The sequence below is a fragment of the Mesorhizobium sp. M0598 genome (assembly GCF_040320865.1).
Taxonomy (GTDB): domain Bacteria; phylum Pseudomonadota; class Alphaproteobacteria; order Rhizobiales; family Rhizobiaceae; genus Mesorhizobium.
Genome location: NZ_JAMYQL010000003.1, coordinates 113,529 through 129,322, shown reverse-complemented (window position 1 = coordinate 129,322; position 15,794 = coordinate 113,529). Strand labels below are relative to the sequence as shown.

General features: G+C 63.9%; 16 protein-coding genes, 1 tRNA gene and 1 pseudogene. 10 read left to right on the top strand and 8 right to left on the bottom strand.

The window, feature by feature from the left end; translation table 11 throughout:
- Nucleotides 1–314: 314 nt before the first annotated feature.
- Together mepK and NKI59_RS05575 are read left to right on the top strand one after the other, a co-directional pair.
- A complete protein-coding gene (gene mepK, locus NKI59_RS05580) occupies nucleotides 315–2,183 on the top strand; it encodes a peptidoglycan L,D-endopeptidase MepK (RefSeq protein WP_352702860.1) in 1,869 nt (622 codons plus the stop codon).
- 84 nt (nucleotides 2,184–2,267) lie between these two features.
- Nucleotides 2,268–2,341, top strand: a tRNA-Gln gene (locus tag NKI59_RS05575).
- A gap of 53 nt (nucleotides 2,342–2,394) precedes the next feature.
- Here NKI59_RS05575 and NKI59_RS05570 read toward each other — a convergent pair.
- On the bottom strand, nucleotides 2,395–3,033 hold the full coding sequence (locus NKI59_RS05570) for a 2-dehydro-3-deoxy-phosphogluconate aldolase (RefSeq protein WP_352682438.1): 639 nt from the start codon (nucleotides 3,031–3,033) through the stop codon (nucleotides 2,395–2,397).
- Between NKI59_RS05570 and NKI59_RS05565 the strand changes: the two genes are divergently transcribed.
- Together NKI59_RS05565 and trhO are read left to right on the top strand one after the other, a co-directional pair.
- Nucleotides 3,023–3,184, top strand: coding sequence for a hypothetical protein (locus tag NKI59_RS05565; RefSeq protein WP_352588071.1), 162 nt, complete (start codon nucleotides 3,023–3,025; stop codon nucleotides 3,182–3,184). The genes NKI59_RS05570 and NKI59_RS05565 overlap by 11 nt on opposite strands.
- 18 nt (nucleotides 3,185–3,202) lie before the next feature.
- Nucleotides 3,203–4,123, top strand: a complete 921-nt coding sequence (gene trhO, locus NKI59_RS05560; protein ID WP_502897341.1) for an oxygen-dependent tRNA uridine(34) hydroxylase TrhO — start codon at nucleotides 3,203–3,205, stop codon at nucleotides 4,121–4,123.
- Between the two features lie 22 nt (nucleotides 4,124–4,145).
- On the opposite strand, the gene NKI59_RS05555 is transcribed toward trhO, so the two are convergent.
- Nucleotides 4,146–4,505, bottom strand: a complete 360-nt coding sequence (locus tag NKI59_RS05555) for a YybH family protein (RefSeq protein ID WP_352682433.1) — start codon at nucleotides 4,503–4,505, stop codon at nucleotides 4,146–4,148.
- Nucleotides 4,506–4,760: 255 nt separating this feature from the next.
- On the opposite strand from NKI59_RS05555, the gene NKI59_RS05550 reads away from it, so the two are divergent.
- A complete protein-coding gene (locus tag NKI59_RS05550) occupies nucleotides 4,761–5,507 on the top strand; it encodes a tellurite resistance TerB family protein (protein ID WP_352682432.1) in 747 nt (248 codons plus the stop codon).
- 223 nt (nucleotides 5,508–5,730) lie between these two features.
- A complete protein-coding gene (locus NKI59_RS05545; protein WP_023675411.1) occupies nucleotides 5,731–6,486 on the top strand; it encodes an SDR family oxidoreductase in 756 nt (251 codons plus the stop codon).
- A 23-nt stretch (nucleotides 6,487–6,509) separates the two neighbouring features.
- Here NKI59_RS05545 and NKI59_RS05540 read toward each other — a convergent pair whose 3' ends face one another.
- Nucleotides 6,510–6,890 (bottom strand): YciI family protein, encoded by a 381-nt coding sequence (locus NKI59_RS05540; RefSeq protein WP_352702855.1) that lies wholly within the window; start codon nucleotides 6,888–6,890, stop codon nucleotides 6,510–6,512.
- A 22-nt stretch (nucleotides 6,891–6,912) separates the two neighbouring features.
- Entirely contained in the window at nucleotides 6,913–8,097 is a 1,185-nt protein-coding gene (locus NKI59_RS05535) for a pyridoxal phosphate-dependent aminotransferase (RefSeq protein WP_352488769.1), read from the bottom strand.
- 83 nt (nucleotides 8,098–8,180) lie between these two features.
- On the opposite strand from NKI59_RS05535, the gene NKI59_RS05530 reads away from it, so the two are divergent.
- The 4 genes and pseudogenes from NKI59_RS05530 (at nucleotide 8,181) to denD (ending at nucleotide 11,212) form a co-directional block, all read left to right on the top strand.
- A complete protein-coding gene (locus NKI59_RS05530) occupies nucleotides 8,181–8,867 on the top strand; it encodes a GNAT family N-acetyltransferase (RefSeq protein WP_352702853.1) in 687 nt (228 codons plus the stop codon).
- Between the two features lie 114 nt (nucleotides 8,868–8,981).
- Nucleotides 8,982–9,964, top strand: a pseudogene (locus NKI59_RS05525) (cation diffusion facilitator family transporter).
- A gap of 62 nt (nucleotides 9,965–10,026) precedes the next feature.
- Nucleotides 10,027–10,233 carry a hypothetical protein gene (locus NKI59_RS05520; protein ID WP_352448198.1) on the top strand — a complete coding sequence of 69 codons (207 nt, stop codon included), beginning with the start codon at nucleotides 10,027–10,029 and terminating at the stop codon, nucleotides 10,231–10,233.
- A 1-nt stretch (nucleotide 10,234) separates the two neighbouring features.
- Complete coding sequence (gene denD, locus NKI59_RS05515) at nucleotides 10,235–11,212, top strand: D-erythronate dehydrogenase (RefSeq protein ID WP_352702850.1); 978 nt, start codon at nucleotides 10,235–10,237, stop codon at nucleotides 11,210–11,212.
- Nucleotides 11,213–11,237: 25 nt separating this feature from the next.
- Here denD and NKI59_RS05510 read toward each other — a convergent pair whose 3' ends face one another.
- From NKI59_RS05510 to NKI59_RS05495, 4 genes are all read right to left on the bottom strand, one after another.
- The gene (locus tag NKI59_RS05510) at nucleotides 11,238–12,374 is read right to left on the bottom strand and encodes a nickel/cobalt transporter (RefSeq protein WP_502901024.1); all 1,137 of its coding nucleotides are present in this window, start codon (nucleotides 12,372–12,374) and stop codon (nucleotides 11,238–11,240) included.
- A 5-nt stretch (nucleotides 12,375–12,379) separates the two neighbouring features.
- Entirely contained in the window at nucleotides 12,380–13,048 is a 669-nt protein-coding gene (locus NKI59_RS05505; RefSeq protein ID WP_352564924.1) for a DUF1007 family protein, read from the bottom strand.
- An 86-nt stretch (nucleotides 13,049–13,134) separates the two neighbouring features.
- Complete coding sequence (locus NKI59_RS05500) at nucleotides 13,135–14,034, bottom strand: LysR family transcriptional regulator (protein ID WP_352588045.1); 900 nt, start codon at nucleotides 14,032–14,034, stop codon at nucleotides 13,135–13,137.
- A 1-nt stretch (nucleotide 14,035) separates the two neighbouring features.
- On the bottom strand, nucleotides 14,036–15,235 hold the full coding sequence (locus tag NKI59_RS05495; protein WP_352702848.1) for an amidase: 1,200 nt from the start codon (nucleotides 15,233–15,235) through the stop codon (nucleotides 14,036–14,038).
- Nucleotides 15,236–15,794: the final 559 nt, after the last annotated feature.

The window sequence follows — 15,794 nt, the reverse complement described above, 5'->3', positions numbered from 1 at the left end:
CTGCGCGTCGAAATGATGTGTTCGCCACAGTGTTCACGTATTAAGGCGGACGGTAACAGATCGTGTTTCGAGCTGGCGCCAAAACATGATCTAAACCAGCGGTTTACCAAGATATCCTGCGCAATATTTTTGGCGGGATGTCGCCACCGTGTTACCGCATTTCGGCTTCAATAAGCGATGATTAACCATTAGGATCGATATTCGGATGCACACACCACGCATCCGTTTGGTCAAATCCGGGGACAAAACGGCAGCCTGCAAGGCCTTTTGATTTGAACAGAATCGAACGACACGAAAACGGGCGGCATTATCACATGAGCGTCTGGCCGAGATGGCTGGCAGCGGTGATTGTTGCCGTCGGGTTCCTTGCAGCGGCGGCAACCGGCGCCAGCGCCGAGACACGTTCGCTGAAGCTCTATCATCTCCACACGCATGAAAAGGCGGAGATCGTCTATAAGCGCAATGGCCGCTACGACCAGGCGGGCTTGCGAAAGATCAACATCATCCTGCGCGACTGGCGTCGCAACGAGCCGACCAAGATGGATCCGCGCCTGCTGGACCTGGTCTGGGAGGCCTATCGGGAGAGCGGCGCCACCGATTACATCCAGGTCGTCTGCGGCTATCGTTCGCCGGCCACGAATTCGATGCTGCGCAGCCGCAGCAGGGGCGTCGCCGAGAAGAGCCAGCACATGCTCGGCAGGGCGATGGATTTCTATATTCCCGGCGTGCCGCTGAAGAAGCTGCGCGACGTCGGCCTCAGGATGCAGGGCGGCGGCGTCGGCTACTATCCCAGCTCCGGCTCGCCCTTCGTGCATATGGATGTCGGCAATGTACGCCACTGGCCCGGCATCAGCCGCCAGGAACTGGCGCGCGTGTTCCCCAACGGCAAGACGCTGCATGTGCCGAGCGACGGCAAGCCGCTGCCTGGCTATCAACAGGCGCTCGCCTCCTACAAAGCCCGCAAGGGCGCCGGCGCGCCGGCCATCGAACTCGCCAGCGCAAGCGGCGGTGCCAAAAAATCCCGTGGGTTCCTGGCAGCCCTCTTCGGCGGTGGCGACGACGAGGCGGACGACAGCGCCGACGTGGCGATGGCCGAGCCGGCGCCAAAGCCCCGTAACGTGAAGCCGGCGCCGTCCGCCAAGAGCAGCAACCTGCCTGGCATTGCCATCGTGGCGCCTCAGGATGCCAAGCGCGCTCAGATTCCGGAAGTCGCCGATGCTCCGGCGCCTGCGCCTGAACCGGAGAACGACACGCCGGAGACGATCATCGCGGCATTGCCTGCGCGCAGCATCCCGCTGCCGGCTTTTGCTCCGCGCCCGAAGACCGACGTCGGCGCTCAGCCGCCTGAAAACGTTCCGTTCGGCGTGGCGGATGCGGCTGGATCGACTGAACAGGCGGTGGCGACCGCGCAAGCGCCGGCAAGCGTGACGCCGGCCAGTGTGGCACCGGCAAATGTTCCGTTCGGCATAGCAGACCCGTCTGCTGCGGCCGGCCCGGTGCAGGTCGCTGCAAACAACATTCCCGTGCCGAGCTGGCGGCCCGATCATTCGCTGCCGGCCGATCTTTCGCCGGCGGGTCTTGCGCCGCAGGACAAGCAAGTGTTGCTGGCGCTGGCGAGTGCGGCCGAGCGGAGCAACACCGCCACCGACGCATTCTCGGTATTGCCGTCGGCGCGGCCCGACAGTTCCCAGCCCGACGAGGTCAAGGCCGTTCTGGAAAGGGTCAGCGCGACCGACGAATACAAGGTCGCGTCGCTTTCCGAGCAAGCATCGGTGTTCGAGGAACCGGCGAGCGACGACGGGGCATCGAGCGACGGGGCATCGCCGCGCGAGGCCATCGTTGCCCGCCCGGCAGGCTCCGATCCGGCGGCCGTCATCGGAGCGGGCGTGAAAACCACACGCAAGGAACCCAGGGCCACCGCCCGCGACCTGAAGCCCGGCCCCAAGCCGGTGGTGGTCGCCGCCGCGCCGCAGGCCGCCCGGTGGGCGCTGCACAGCGGCGAGTATGTCGCAACCGTTTCAGATGCGACAACGGCGCCGCGCTACGCCTACGACTTCGTCCGTACGGCACCGAGCGAGGTCTATACGATAGGCTTCCAGCCGGGCAACGAGATGGCCGACGCAAACCGGTTCACCGGCAAAGCCGTCAAGTTCATGTCGGTGGCCCGCTTCAAGACCGAGTAGGCCGCGCTGGGCACCTCGCGCGGCTGCCTCCACCGCCGGCACTGGCTTCATTCATCCAGGGATGCTAACCACTGGTCGGCATTCTCCCGCTTCGTCTAATGGTAGGACAGCGCCCTTTGAAGGCGTGAATCGTGGTTCGAGCCCATGAGCGGGAACCAGCCGGCGAACCAGATCGGCCAGATCGGCGGCGGTTTTCTTCATGCAGAAGGTGCTAGCGCCCGAGCTTGCTCGCAGCGCGCGCCAAGGCTTCGATCTCGTCCCATTTGCCGGCCTTGACCAGATCGTCCGGCGCCACCCAGGAACCGCCGACGCAGATGACGTTGGGCAGGCTGAGGTAGTCGGCGGCGTTCTTGCCGGTGATACCGCCGGTCGGGCAGAATTTCACGTCGGCAAGCGGCGCGGCGAAAGCCTTGAGCGAGGCAATGCCGCCCGACTGTTCGGCCGGGAAGAATTTCAGAAAGCGCAGGCCGGCTTCGCGGGCGGCCATGACCTCTCCCGGCGTAATGGCGCCGGGCAGCAACGGCACGTCGCTGTCCTTGGCTGCCGCGAGAAGCTCGCGGGTGATGCCGGGGCTGACGATGAACTTCGAACCGGCGGCCGCCGCCTCGCCGAACTGGCGGGCGTCCAGGATGGTGCCGGCGCCGACGACCGCGTCTTCGACCTCGCCTGCCACCCGGCGGATCGCCTCCAGCGCGTCGGCGGTGCGCAGCGTGATCTCGATCACCGGCAGGCCACCGCTGGCCAGCGCCCGGGCCAGCGGCACCGCGTCGGCGGGATTGGCGATCTTCAGCACCGGTATGACCGGCTGGCCGTTGAGGAGCGACAGGAGCTTTTCGGTCGTGCTGGGCATTCGTCGTCTCTCCTCTGTTGATCAAGTCGACCGGTTAGCAGAAGGCGGTTTTTCTGTCCACGAAACGCGGCGTGTCGCGATGTCACGCGTGGTGTTCGAAACCTTCCGCGATCAGACCGCTCCCGGCTCTGCCTTGATCCGGCTGTCGTGAGCGTTTAGTGGCTTGGTGATGACACTTCCCAGCCAAGCCTTCCGCGTTGCCGCGCTTTACCGCTTCGCCCGGCTCGACACCTTCGAGGCGCTGCGCGCGCCGCTCGCCGCCTTCTGCTGCGCACGCGGCATCAAAGGCACGCTGCTTTTGGCGCGTGAGGGCATTAACGGCACGGTCGCCGGCAGTGAAACGGCAATCGCGGCGCTCATCGATCATCTCGAATCCATCGACGGTCTCGCCGGCCTCGAGATCAAATACAGCAGCGCCGCAACGATGCCGTTCCATCGTATGAAGGTGCGGTTGAAGCGCGAGATCGTCACCATGGGCGTGGACAATATCGATCCGGCGGCAGGTGCAGGCACCTATGTAGCGTCGGCCGACTGGAATGCACTGATCTCGGATACGGGCACCATCGTCATCGACACGCGCAACGCCTACGAGGTGTCGCTCGGCACCTTCAAGGGCGCTGTCGATCCTACCACCAACAGCTTCCGCGAATTCCCGGCCTGGGTCGAGCAGCATCGGCATGAGCTCGAGGGGCGCAAGGTCGCCATGTTCTGCACCGGCGGCATACGCTGCGAGAAGGCGACGGCCTATGTGAAGTCGCTCGGCTTCGAGGATGTTTTCCACCTCAAGGGCGGCATTCTGAAGTATCTCGAAGACGTGCCCGCCGAACAGAGCCTCTGGCAAGGCGAATGCTTCGTTTTCGACGAGCGCGTTTCGGTATCGCACGGGCTGCTCGAAGGCGACGCCGAACTCTGCCGCGCCTGCCGGCATCCGCTGGCCGCAGAAGACCGGCTGTCGCCGGAATATGCCACCGGCATCTCATGCCCGCATTGCTTCGATGCCCGCTCGGACGAAGATCGCGCCCGCTACGCCGAGCGCCAGCACCAGGTCGAGCTGGCGCAAGCGCGCGGCGATCGCCATATCGGAAGTTAGCTTCACGTTAAGCAACTTCACGTCAAGCAACAGAGAAGCGATCGATGACCCACAGCCATGTCCCGTCGTTCTGCCGGCGCGCGACCTCGGTGGTGATGGTACCATCGGGAAGCCGGGTCGAGGTGAGCGCCAGGTCGCCATTGACGACAGCCGGGCGCTGATCTCCGGACTGAAATTTTCGGCCGGTTGCGGTGATCTCCGCGAACAGCCCCCGGATGGCTTCGCGGCCGAACGTCAGTTGTCCGCCACCGCTGTCGATGACTGCATGGGGCTCAAAAAGCGCGGCCATGCCGTCAATGTCTCCGACCCACTGCCGCGAAATCAGCAGGCGCTCCAGCTCCTGGGGATCGCGTGCCGGCTGGCGGTCTGTCTCATCGGTCATGCCAGGCTCCTCCCAAGCGACGTGCCGCGACATTACTCGAAGTCGAAGCTGGTTTCGACACGCGTTTTTTGGCGCGGATGGAGGCTGCAGCACTTTAATTTCCGCGTGAAATCCCAGCAGACCTCCATTCGAGCTCATGCGTGGCAGCGGGCAAAAGGATGCGCCGCGTCATTGTAATGTCAAACTGCGGGACCTAGGTCTTCGACGTGCAAACCTGCCCGCGCACCTTCGGCCGGGCCAATTCTGGAGGCATAGATGTTCGATCCCAAGAAGCTCCTCGACGATCTGCTCGGCTCGCAAATTCCCGGCACCGGATCGACCGTCCGCGACAAGGCCGGGCAGGCGGTGCAGATGGCCAAGGACAATCCGCTTGCCGCCGGTGCGCTGGCCGCGGTGCTGCTCGGAACCGGCCCAGGCCGCCAGGTCACCGGTGCGGCGGTGAAGCTTGGTGGGTTGGCTGCGATCGGCGGCCTCGCTTACAAGGCCTACCAGAACTACAAGAACGGCAACGTGCCGGCCAAGACGCAAGCTGCAGGCGAACCGGAATTGCTGCCGCCGCCGGCCGATACCGCGTTCCATCCGTCGCAAGCGCCGCAGGGCGAAGACGAATTCACGCTGACGCTGGTCAGGGCGATGATCTCGGCGGCGAAGGCCGACGGTCATGTCGATGACGAAGAGCGGCAGAAGATCGCCGGCAAGCTCAGCCTCGCCGGCGTCGGCGCCGAAGCGGAGAAATTCCTGATGTCGGAACTCGAGGCGCCGCTCGATCTGGATGTGCTGATCGCAGGGGCCAAGACCGATGCGCAAAAGCTGGAACTCTACACCGCCTCGCGTCTTGCCATCGATCCGGACACGCGGGCCGAACGCGGCTATCTCGACCTGCTTGCCGGCCGTCTCGGCCTGCCGGACGCCCTGGTCGATCATGTCGAGGCGACGGTGACGGCGGCGAAGGTGCCGGCAGCGGGCAGCACGGCCAAGCCGGTGAGCGGTTCGCGCTGGTAGCTTGAAAGTAGGGCGGCGGAAACCCGGTGCGCCGTTGGCGTTAGCTTCTCGTTAATCCGGTGGGCGCATGATTCAGGCAGTCGGATCGGCTTTCCTCCTCCCAAGCCCGGTTCGGATCAGGGGCGGTCGCCAATGACCGCCCTTTTTGTAGCACGCGCCGTTGCGCCGGCTTGCCATGGTTCCCGTCATTTGCGATGCCTCATCCCTTTCAGGGAGTACAGCCATGACCGACTCTAAAACCGCCATCGTCACCGGCGCCGGTACGGGCATCGGCAAAAGCGTCGCCACGGCGCTGCTCAAGGCCGGCTGGAACACGGTCTTCTGCGGTCGCCGCAAGCCGGTGCTGGAGGATGCGATCGCCGCGGCCGGGCCGACGCAGGCCAAGGCATTGGCCTTCGCCTGCGACATCAGCAAGGCCGATCAGGTCGACGATCTGTTCGAGACGGTGGCTGCGGCTTTCGGGCGCGTCGACCTGCTCTTCAACAATGCCGGCACGAGCTACAAATCGACGTTGATCGACGACATCCCGGTCGACGTGTGGAACGACATCGTCGGGGTCAATCTCACCGGCTCGTTCCTGTGTGCTCGCGCCGCGTTCGGCGCCATGCGCAGGCAGCAGCCGATGGGCGGCCGCATCATCAACAACGGCTCGGTATCGGCCTATGCGCCGCGGCCGGGCTCGGTGCCCTATACGGCGACCAAGCACGCCATCACCGGGCTGACCAAGACGCTGGCGCTGGACGGCAGGCCCTTCGACATTGCTTGCGGCCAGATCGACATCGGCAACGCGCTGACCGACATGGCGCAGGCGATGACGGTCGGCGTGCCGCAAGCCAACGGCACCATTGCCGCCGAAGCGGTGATGGATGTCGAGCGCGTCGCCGATGCCGTCCTCCATATGGCCAGCCTGCCGCTCGACGCCAACGTGCTGTTCATGACCGTGATGGCGACGAAGATGCCATTTGTCGGGCGAGGCTAAATTGGTCTCAACCCGGTCCTAAATCAGGGCCGGGTGACCGGAAGCGGCACGCCGGGTAAATATAGCGAAATCGGGCGGATTTCGTAGACGGCGGTCGGATTGACGCGGCGAAGGTCGCGCGCAATGTCGATGGCAGCGTCACGGGTGGCGCAGTCGACGACATAGAGCCCCAGCAATTGTTCCTTGGTCTCGGCGAAGGGGCCGTCGATAACCATTCCGGTGCCTGGCCCGCGCAAGGTGCAGGCGTCTTGTGTCGCGCCGAGCCGGGCCGCCGGCCCAAGGGTGCCTTGCCGGTAGAGCCGATCGTTGATCTGGAGAAGATCGGTCATCAGCGCCGCATCCTGCTCAGGCGTCAGTGCCGTAATCGCTTCTTCCTCGTGATAGGCAAGAATGGCATAGAACATCTGGCTTCTCCTTTCGTCGTCCTCACTTCGCCAGGAACGCCTCGATCCGCTCCAGCGCGCGCAGGATGTTCTCCTCGGAATTGGCGTAGGACAGCCTGACATAGCCTTCGCCGAGAATGCCGAAATCGGGGCCGCCGATCAGCGCCACGCCGGCATCCTCGAGCAGAGCCGAGGCGAGCTTCTTGGCCTTCCAGCCGGTCTTGGAAACATTGGGGAAGGCATAGAAGGCGCCTTTCGGCGTAATGCAGGAAACGCCGGGCAAGGCATTCAACCCCTCGACCACGACCTTCCTGCGGCGGTCGAAGGCGCGCATCATCTTGTCGACATCGTCCTGCGGGCCGTCGATGGCGGCTATGCCGGCATACTGGCTCGGTGCGTTGACGCAGGACCAGCAATTGACCGCGAGCTTGCGCACCTTGTCGTAGAGATGCGCGCCCTTGTCGCCATTCGGCCAGATCGACCAGCCCATGCGCCAGCCGGTCATCGCCCAGGTCTTCGACCAGCCGTTGAGCACGATCAGCCGGTCGCGGATTTCAGGGAAGGCGAGCAGCGAGCAGTGCGTCTCGCCGTCATAGGTCATCACGTCGTAGATCTCGTCGGAGAGGATGGCGACGTCCGGGTGCGCTTGCAGCCCCCTGACCAGCTTTTCGATCTCGGCGCGAGGCGTGACGCCGCCGGTCGGATTGGCGGGCGAGTTGAGGATCAGCAGCCTGGTCTTCGGGGTGATCAGCGCCAAGGTCTCCGCAGCCGAAAAGGCAAAGCCGTTCTCCTCGCGCATCGGCACCGGGATGGGGGCAGCACCGGTGAACTCGATCATCGAGCGGTAGATCGGAAAGCCGGGATCGGGATAGAGGATTTCGGCACCCGGCTCGCCGAACATCAGGATGGCCGCGAACATGGTCGGCTTGCCGCCGGGCAGGATCATCACCGCTTCCGGCGAGACTTCGACGCCGGTGGTGGCCAGCGTGCGGCGGACCACCGCTTCGCGCGTCGCCAGCAGGCCGTTGGCCGGCGTATAGCCGTGATGGCCGTCGCGCAGCGCCTTGATCGCGGCCTCGACGATGTGCTGCGGCGTCTTGAAGTCGGGCTGGCCGATGCCGAGATTGACAATGTCGCGGCCCTGGTGGGCAAGTGCCGTGGCACGCGCCAGCACCGCGAACGCATTTTCCTCGCCGAGGCGGTCGAAGGCCGAAATCGTGTGGAGCATTTTTCCCGTCCGTGTGGTTCTTTCAGCGAGCGTGCGTTTTTGTGAGCGTCCGCCCGCAAAAGTCAAACGGATTGGAGTTTTCGGTGTCGGAAAATCTCAAGAATTGGCAACCGCGCCCGCGGCCCGAACGCAAGGTGCTGGAGGGGCGCACTGTCAGGCTGGAGCCGCTCAACGCCGAAAAGCACGGCGACGGCCTGTTTGAGGCCTCGTCGGTGGCCGATGTCGACGGCCGCTTCGCCTGGCTGCCAGACTACCCGCCGGAGAGCCGTGCCGCCTTCCAGCCATGGCTGGACAAGGCCGAAGCCAGCGAAGACCCCCTGTTTTTTACCGTCATCGACAAGGCCAGCGGCAAGGTCGCCGGGCGGCAGACGCTGATGCGTATCGACGCCGCCTACGGCGTCATCGAGATCGGCAACATCTATTGGGGCCCGCTGATCTCGCGTAAGCCGGCGGCGACGGAAGCGCAGTTCCTGTTCATGAAGTATGTCTTCGACGAGCTTGGCTACCGCCGCTACGAATGGAAATGCAACAATCGAAACGAGCCGTCGAAGCGCGCGGCGGAACGTTTCGGCTTCACGTTCGAGGGCATTTTCCGTCAGCATCTTGTGGTCAAGGGCGAAAACCGCGATACCGCGTGGTATTCGATCATCGACAAGGAATGGCCTGATCTGCGCAGAGCCTATGAGGCGTGGCTCGATCCGGCTAATTTCGACAGCGATGGCCAGCAGAGGCGGCGGCTCGAGGATTTTCGCGCCGAGTTCGGCGCCTGACCATGCTCCCGAAAAGTGGAATCCGGTTTTCGGAAAAGATCATGGTCAAATAAAAAGATAGAGCCTCCATCCCGATTCTGCCGGGATGGACCAGGCTCTAGCAGGAGCTCATAGATGGCGCATTCCCACGACCACGCTTCGCAGGGCCACGACCACAGCCATGGCGCAGGTCATGTGCATGGCTCGACCGACAAGAAGCGCGTGCTGATCGCTGCCTGCCTGACCGCCGGCTTCATGGTCGCGGAGACGCTAGGCGCCATCTTCACCGGTTCACTGGCCCTGCTGGCGGATGCCGGCCATATGCTTGCCGATTGCGTCGCGCTCGGCCTTGCCTGGTATGCCTTCACCTTGCGAGCCGGCCGGCGACCGTGCGCCTCACCTACGGCTTCGGCCGGGTCAAGACGCTGGTCGCCTACACCAACGGCATCGCCATCTTCGCCATCGCGCTGTGGATCGTCTACGAGGCTTGGGGCCGCTTGCAAGCGCCGGCTCCGGTGCTCGGCGGGCCGATGCTGGTCGTCGCGATCGCCGGCCTGCTGGTCAATCTCGGCTCGTTCTACGTGCTGCATGGCGGCGACCGCGGCAGCCTGAACATGCGCGGCGCCATCCTGCACGTGCTCGGCGACCTGCTCGGCTCGGCCGCGGCGATCGTCGCGGCGCTGGTGATCCTGGCGACGGGCTGGACGCCCATCGATCCGATCCTGTCGATGCTGGTCTCGCTGCTGATCCTGTCCACGGCCTGGTCGCTGATGCGCGAGGCAGCTCACGTCCTGCTCGAGGGCGTGCCGGCAAGCCTCGACCGCGACCTGATCGCGAGGGACATCGAAGGCTCGGTCAAGGGCGTGCGCGAGGTGCATCACATGCATGTCTGGTCGCTCGACGGCTCCAGCAACATGGCGACGTTGCATGCCTGCCTCAATGACGGCGTCGACGCGCATATGGCGGTAAGCGCGATCAAGAAGCGGCTTGCGGCGGAACATGGCATAGCCCATGCCACGGTCGAACCGGAATTCGGCCGATGTGCCGACAGCCATGAGCATGATGACGAGCACGAGCATGCGCATGATACGCCACCGCACCGCGGCCATTATCATTGACTTCGGGAGTTCCTGGCATTGGCAACGATCGACATGAACTCTCGCCACCCTGGCGCCGCGTGATGGACCGCGACACCCGCAATGCGGCGATCGGCGCCGCCTGGGTTTTGCTGCTGTTCGGCATCGCAGCCTATTATCTTCCAACCGTGATGCTGGCGGTCGGCAAGGTCTCGACGGTTCTTGCCGGCGTCGTCGCGGCGATCTTCATGGTAGCAATCTTCGTCGTGTTCTGGCTGCGTAGCCGCAGCCAGCGCAAAAAGGGAAAGTGACATGCGCATTCTGATTACCGGCGCGGCAGGCATGGTCGGCCGCAAACTCATCGCCAGGTTGGCCAAGGACGGGACGCTCGGCGGCCGCAAGATCGCCGCGCTCGATCTTCACGATATCGTGCCGCCGCAAGCGCCGGTGCTCGAAGGTGTCAGCATTACCCTCCACACCGGCGACCTTGCCGCACCGGGAGCGACCGCAAATCTGGTCGCGCCGCGCCCCGACGTGATCTTCCATCTGGCCGGCGTGGTGTCGGGTGAGGCGGAGGCCAATTTCGATCTCGGCTATCGCGTCAATCTCGACGGCACAAGGGCGCTGTTCGATGCCATCCGCTTGGCCGCCTATACGCCACGCGTCGTCTTCACCTCGTCGATCGCCGTGTTCGGCGCACCGTTTCCCGACATCATTCCGGACGAGTTCCACCCGACGCCGCTGACCTCCTACGGCACACAGAAGCTGATCGGCGAGGCGCTGCTTGCCGACTATACGCGCCGCGGTTTCTTCGACGGCATCGGCATCAGGCTGCCGACCATCTGCGTCAGGCCGGGAAAGCCGAACAAGGCGGCCTCAGGGTTCTTCTCCGGTATCATCCGCGAGCCGCTGAGCGGCCATGAAGCGATCCTGCCGGTGCCGCGCTCGGTCGTCCACACACACGCCAGCCCGCGTTCGGCGGTGAATTTCCTGATCCATGCGGCTCAGATCGACGGCGCCGCCGTCGGACCGCGCCGCAACCTGACGATGCCGGGTGTTGCCGTCACTGTCGGCGAGCAGATCGAGGCGCTGGAACGTGTCGCCGGCGCCAAGGCGGCCAAACTGATCCGCGAGGAGCCCGACGAGACGATCTGGGCGATCGTCAAGGGCTGGCCGACACGCTTCGAGGCGCGGCGCTCGAGGGAGCTTGGCTTTGCCGCCGAAACGAGCTTCGACGAGATCATCCGCGTCCATATCGAGGACGAGTTGGGGGGCAATATCCCTAGTTAAAGCGCCCCGATCGGACGCAACGAGGTCAGGCGCCAGTCAGGCTGGCCGAGAGCAGCAGCAGGCCGAACAGGAAGACGAAGGCGGCGCCGCCGATCTCGACGATCGAATGGATGCGGTTGCCCATGCGGCCGTCGCCGGCGAAATACACCGCCCAGTTCTTCGCGGTCACCGCAAGCGTCGCCAGGGCCGAGACGGTGATTGCGGTGCCGAGCGCCATGGCCAGCACCGAAAGGATGCCGCCGAACCACAGCCCATTCAGCAAGGCGAAGCTCAGCACGATCAGCGCGCCTGAACAGGGGCGGATACCGACGGCAGCCACCGCCGACCAGGCCGTGCGCCAATCGAAGCGATCACCGGAAAGCAGCGCCGGGTCGGGCGCATGCGAGTGTCCGCAGGTGTCGCAGACCTCGCCCGCCGCGTGGCTGTGGTGATCGTGCGCAGCATGGGCGTGGTCGTGGGCGCCGTGATCGTGATGGTCATGCGCATGATCGTGGTGGTCATGCGCATCAAGCGCGTGGGAATGTGCCGCATGGGCATGTGAATGGCCGGCATGTGAATGGCCGGCATGGGCAGCCGAGAGGCTGTAGCCCGGATTTGCGCCGAACAGGCGAAGGATGGCCGGGCCGGCCTTGCGCCACAGCAGCCAGGCGCCGAACAGAGTGACGAAGACATAGCTCATGATTTCGAGGAACCATGCGGCGTCTGTCATCGAGACAGCAGTGCCGCGCAGCAAGAAATAGGCGACCAGCATCACCATGATCGCGGTCAGCGCCTGCAGCAGGGCCGAGACGAAGGACAGCATGATGCCGCGCCGGAGCGCCACTTCATTGGCCACCATGTAGGAAGAGATCACCGCCTTGCCGTGACCGGGGCCGGCGGCGTGGAAAATGCCATAGGCAAAGGACAGGCCGATGAGCAGCCACAACTTGCTACCGTCCTGGCGCATCGCCTTCATCGCGCCGGCAAGCGCATGATAGAATTCCTGCTGGCGCAGATTGATCCACATCAGGATGTGGGCGAACGGGCCGGTGGCGGTTGGAGCCATGCCGTCATTCGTGCCGATGCCGAGTGAACTCTGGGCGTGGGCGGAGCCGAGAAAGTGCGTCATCACAAAGGCGACGGCCAGAAGACCGAATGCCAAACGCAGGGACGGTTTGGTCACTGGATCTATCCTTCCGGCTGACAGGTCAGTTCAAGCTTGGTGGCAAAGATCTTGCTCATGTCGGTGCCTGTCGGATCGTTGAAGAAGGCCTCGGTCAGGGTCTTCTGGTTCTGGGCGATCGCCTCGTCCGGGTTCGGGCGGACAACCTTGCTGGTGCAGGTCGGCGGCAACCCATCGACCTGCAGATTGGCATCCTCGGTGAAATCGATCGCGGTGTAGAAGGTCGGGTCGTAGACGCCGATATCTATCTTGCCGCTCAGTTTGATCGGCACCTTCGGTTCAGATTCAAACAGGATGATCAACTGGTCATTGTCGAAATTGGCCATCAAATGAGGCGGCGGGGTCATTGCCACGTCCTTGCCGTCGACGGTGACGAGCTGGAAATAGTTGAACTCGGCAAGCGAGGCATGGACGGTGTCGGCGACATCCTTCAGCTCTTTGTCGTCGAGTTTCAGGTCGGAATTCTTGTCGAACTCCATCATCACCGTGCTCGAAAACAAATCATCGAAGCGCCAGACATGGCGCAATGCCTTCACAGTTTGGTGATCCGGGCCGAGGACCACTTCGAGGCGGGCTTCAGCGAAGACGTGGGGATGCACCTCAGCCGGTCCGACGGCGGCAAACGTCGCGGTCAAGGCCGAAGCCAGCATCATTGCTTGCCGTTTCAGGTGCATTCTCGGTCGCGATTCAATCGGCTTCGGTGAATTGCCGACAGTTACCAGAAAGCGGGCGAAAATGGGACCGCAACGCGGCTGAAAGCTCATGCGTTGTCCAGCGTCTTGAACCACTGCACCAGGAAGTCGACGAAAACGCGAACTTTTGCAGGCAGATAGCGCCGGTGCGGATAGACAGCAAAAATGCCGCCGCCGGGCAGAATGCGGTCATCCAGCGCAGTCACCAGCTTGCCGCTTTCGATGTCGGGCGCGGCGATAAAATCCGGCAGGATGGAAAACCCCAGTCCAGCCACGGCGGCCGCCCTCGCCGCCATCGGGCTGTTGACCTCGATCGGGCCGGAGACCGAAACACTCACCGTATCGGCACCGTCGCCCTTGAACGGCCAGTTGGTGAGCCAGCGGCCATTGGTGTCGATGATGCAAGGCACGCGGGCAAGGTCTTGCGCCCTGACCGGCATGCCGTGCTTGGCGATCAGTTCGGGAGACGCGCAAAGCCGTACCGAAAACGGCGCCAGGCGCCTGGCGATCAGTGAGGAATTTTCCAGCCGCGAAATGCGCACTGCCAGATCGAAACCCTCTTCGACCAGATCGACGAAGCGGTCGTCGAGATGAATGTCGAGCACGATGTCGGGATGCTGCTTGGCGAAGTCGATCAGCGATTGGCCGATCGGCGCGTCGGCAAAGGTGCGCGGCGCCGACAGCTTGATCCTGCCGCGCACGTCGCCGGAGGATTCGCGCACCGCATCGGCAAGGCTGTCGACCTCGCGCACGATCTCCGAGGCGCGCCGGTAATAGGTGTGGCCGGCTTCGGTCATCGAGAACTGCCTGGTGGTGCGGTTGAGCAGTAGCGCGCCGAGCTCGTCCTCCAGCTCGCGCACATATTTCGACAGCAGCGCCTTCGAGCGGCCGATCTTGCGTGCCGCCGCCGAAAAGCCTTCGGCCTCGACGACATCGATGAAGGCGCGCATGCGGGTCAGCGTATCCATGTCATGCGCCTCCTTGGTGGGCTGAAAGGATGCGGGCGGCCAGCGCAATTAGCTGCCGGTCGCTGTTCTTCGGACCGAGCAGCGAAAGGCCGAACGGCGCCCCGCCGACCTTGCCGAGCGGCAGCGTGATTTGCGGAAATCCAGACAGGCCGGAAAGACACAGCAATCTCAGCGCGCGCTCGCGATAGATCTGCAAATCATCAAATAATTCGGCCTTGAGCGGCGCGGCACCCGGAGCGGTCGGAAGCACAAGAACGCCGTCCTCGCCAAGCAGGTCGGTAAGCTCGAGGCGAAACGAAACGCGACGTTCCGTTTCGTGCTGCGCGGTTGCCGGGCCGACGGTCGCGCCATGCTCGAAGCGCTCCTTGACGCCGGGTCCCAGCATGCGGTCGCCGCCAGCGATCCAGGCGCCGTGGCTTTGCCAGGCTTCATAGCCTTGCAGCTTGCGGAAGCACCAATAAAGATCGTCGGTGGAATGCGACAGCGGGCCAACGCTGCGCGGCGCGCCCAGCACCGAAGCGACACTGCGGACCATGGCGCGATATTCCTCGGCCTCCAGCGGGCCGAGCACGAGGCTGTCCAGCGCGTCGAGGGCAAGAGGGCGTACCAGTTCGTGGCGGTGCGGATCGTCGCCGAGCAGCACCGTGCCGACCTTTTCGTAGGTGACGATATCCCTGGCAAACCAGCCGAACGTGTCCAGCGAAGGCGCCAGCGGCATGGCGCCGTCGAGCGAAATGCGGCCATGCGTGGTCCTGAGGCCGATCAGGCCGCAGAAGCTTGCCGGCGCACGGATCGAGCCGCCGGTGTCGGAGCCGGTGGCGATATCGGCCAGCCCGCCGGCGACTGCAGAAGCAGAACCCGAGGACGAGCCGCCGGTGACGCGGTCGGGTGCCGCCGGATTGATCGGCGATGGGAAATGCGCGTTCAGCCCCAGCAGGGAAAAGGCGAGTTCGTCGGTCTGCGTCTTGCCGACGAAGCGGGCGCCCGAATCAAGCAGCGTCTGGACGGCCGGCGCGGTGGCCGTGGCCGGCGAGGCTTCGCGGTATTTCTGCGGATTGCCGCAACCGGTGCGGTACCCGGCGACGTCGAAGATATCCTTGACGGCCAACCGCAAGCCGGCAAGCGGGCCGGATTGCGCATTGGTAACAGGGACTTGATCAAGATCGAGAAAAGCGTTCAGCGGGCCGCGAGTGCCTGTCATGCGTTCGATATCCGGGTGTGCTTGCCGCAGCATTGTTCTTCTGGTCCCGCAGCATTGTTCGATGCCACAAATTTTACAACCTGCGATACGATTTTTATTGATTGTGAAATCTTTCGATCTTATATCGCGCTTGCCCAAAGTCGCACGTGCCTGTGGGTGTCCGCCGATCCTCGAATGGTGAGGGCAATCGGTAAGGTAACTGGAGCCAACCCCTCCAGTCGGTTTAGCGGCCAACCGCCAACCGAGGACACCTTGAAGCAACGACGGTGCGGGCCTTTCTGGTGTTCTGCCGGTCGTCCAAAGACCGGGGTTACTGAAGAGGCACACCTTCATTGCCGGCAGTGCGGACGGGTCTCCCATCCAAGCCAAGGCAGACAAAGCGAACCGAGGCCGGGCAAGGCCAAGGTTCACCGCCGCGAGACGGCGCTTCATGGTTCCGGGGTCTCCACCGGCTGGTTCCATGGATTTCCGTCCCGCCTTTGTCCACCGCGTGTTCGCGAGGCCGAGAGCCCGCGTCCGCAAGCCTTTGTGCGCGCCGAAAGGCGCTGATGGAGAGACC

Excerpts from the sequence above, each read along its gene's own strand:
- NKI59_RS05540 (WP_352702855.1), bottom strand. The coding sequence starts at position 6,890 with ATGTTCTATGCCATTCTTGCCTATCACGAGGAAGAAGCGATTACGGCA.
- NKI59_RS05535 (WP_352488769.1), bottom strand. The coding sequence starts at position 8,097 with ATGCTCCACACGATTTCGGCCTTCGACCGCCTCGGCGAGGAAAATGCG.
- NKI59_RS05550 (WP_352682432.1), top strand. The coding sequence starts at position 4,761 with ATGTTCGATCCCAAGAAGCTCCTCGACGATCTGCTCGGCTCGCAAATT.
- NKI59_RS05505 (WP_352564924.1), bottom strand. The coding sequence starts at position 13,048 with ATGCACCTGAAACGGCAAGCAATGATGCTGGCTTCGGCCTTGACCGCG.
- NKI59_RS05545 (WP_023675411.1), top strand. The coding sequence starts at position 5,731 with ATGACCGACTCTAAAACCGCCATCGTCACCGGCGCCGGTACGGGCATC.
- NKI59_RS05520 (WP_352448198.1), top strand. The coding sequence starts at position 10,027 with ATGGACCGCGACACCCGCAATGCGGCGATCGGCGCCGCCTGGGTTTTG.
- mepK (WP_352702860.1), top strand. The coding sequence starts at position 315 with ATGAGCGTCTGGCCGAGATGGCTGGCAGCGGTGATTGTTGCCGTCGGG.
- NKI59_RS05555 (WP_352682433.1), bottom strand. The coding sequence starts at position 4,505 with ATGACCGATGAGACAGACCGCCAGCCGGCACGCGATCCCCAGGAGCTG.
- trhO (WP_502897341.1), top strand. The coding sequence starts at position 3,203 with ATGACACTTCCCAGCCAAGCCTTCCGCGTTGCCGCGCTTTACCGCTTC.
- denD (WP_352702850.1), top strand. The coding sequence starts at position 10,235 with ATGCGCATTCTGATTACCGGCGCGGCAGGCATGGTCGGCCGCAAACTC.
- NKI59_RS05495 (WP_352702848.1), bottom strand. The coding sequence starts at position 15,235 with ATGACAGGCACTCGCGGCCCGCTGAACGCTTTTCTCGATCTTGATCAA.
- NKI59_RS05500 (WP_352588045.1), bottom strand. The coding sequence starts at position 14,034 with ATGGATACGCTGACCCGCATGCGCGCCTTCATCGATGTCGTCGAGGCC.
- NKI59_RS05570 (WP_352682438.1), bottom strand. The coding sequence starts at position 3,033 with ATGCCCAGCACGACCGAAAAGCTCCTGTCGCTCCTCAACGGCCAGCCG.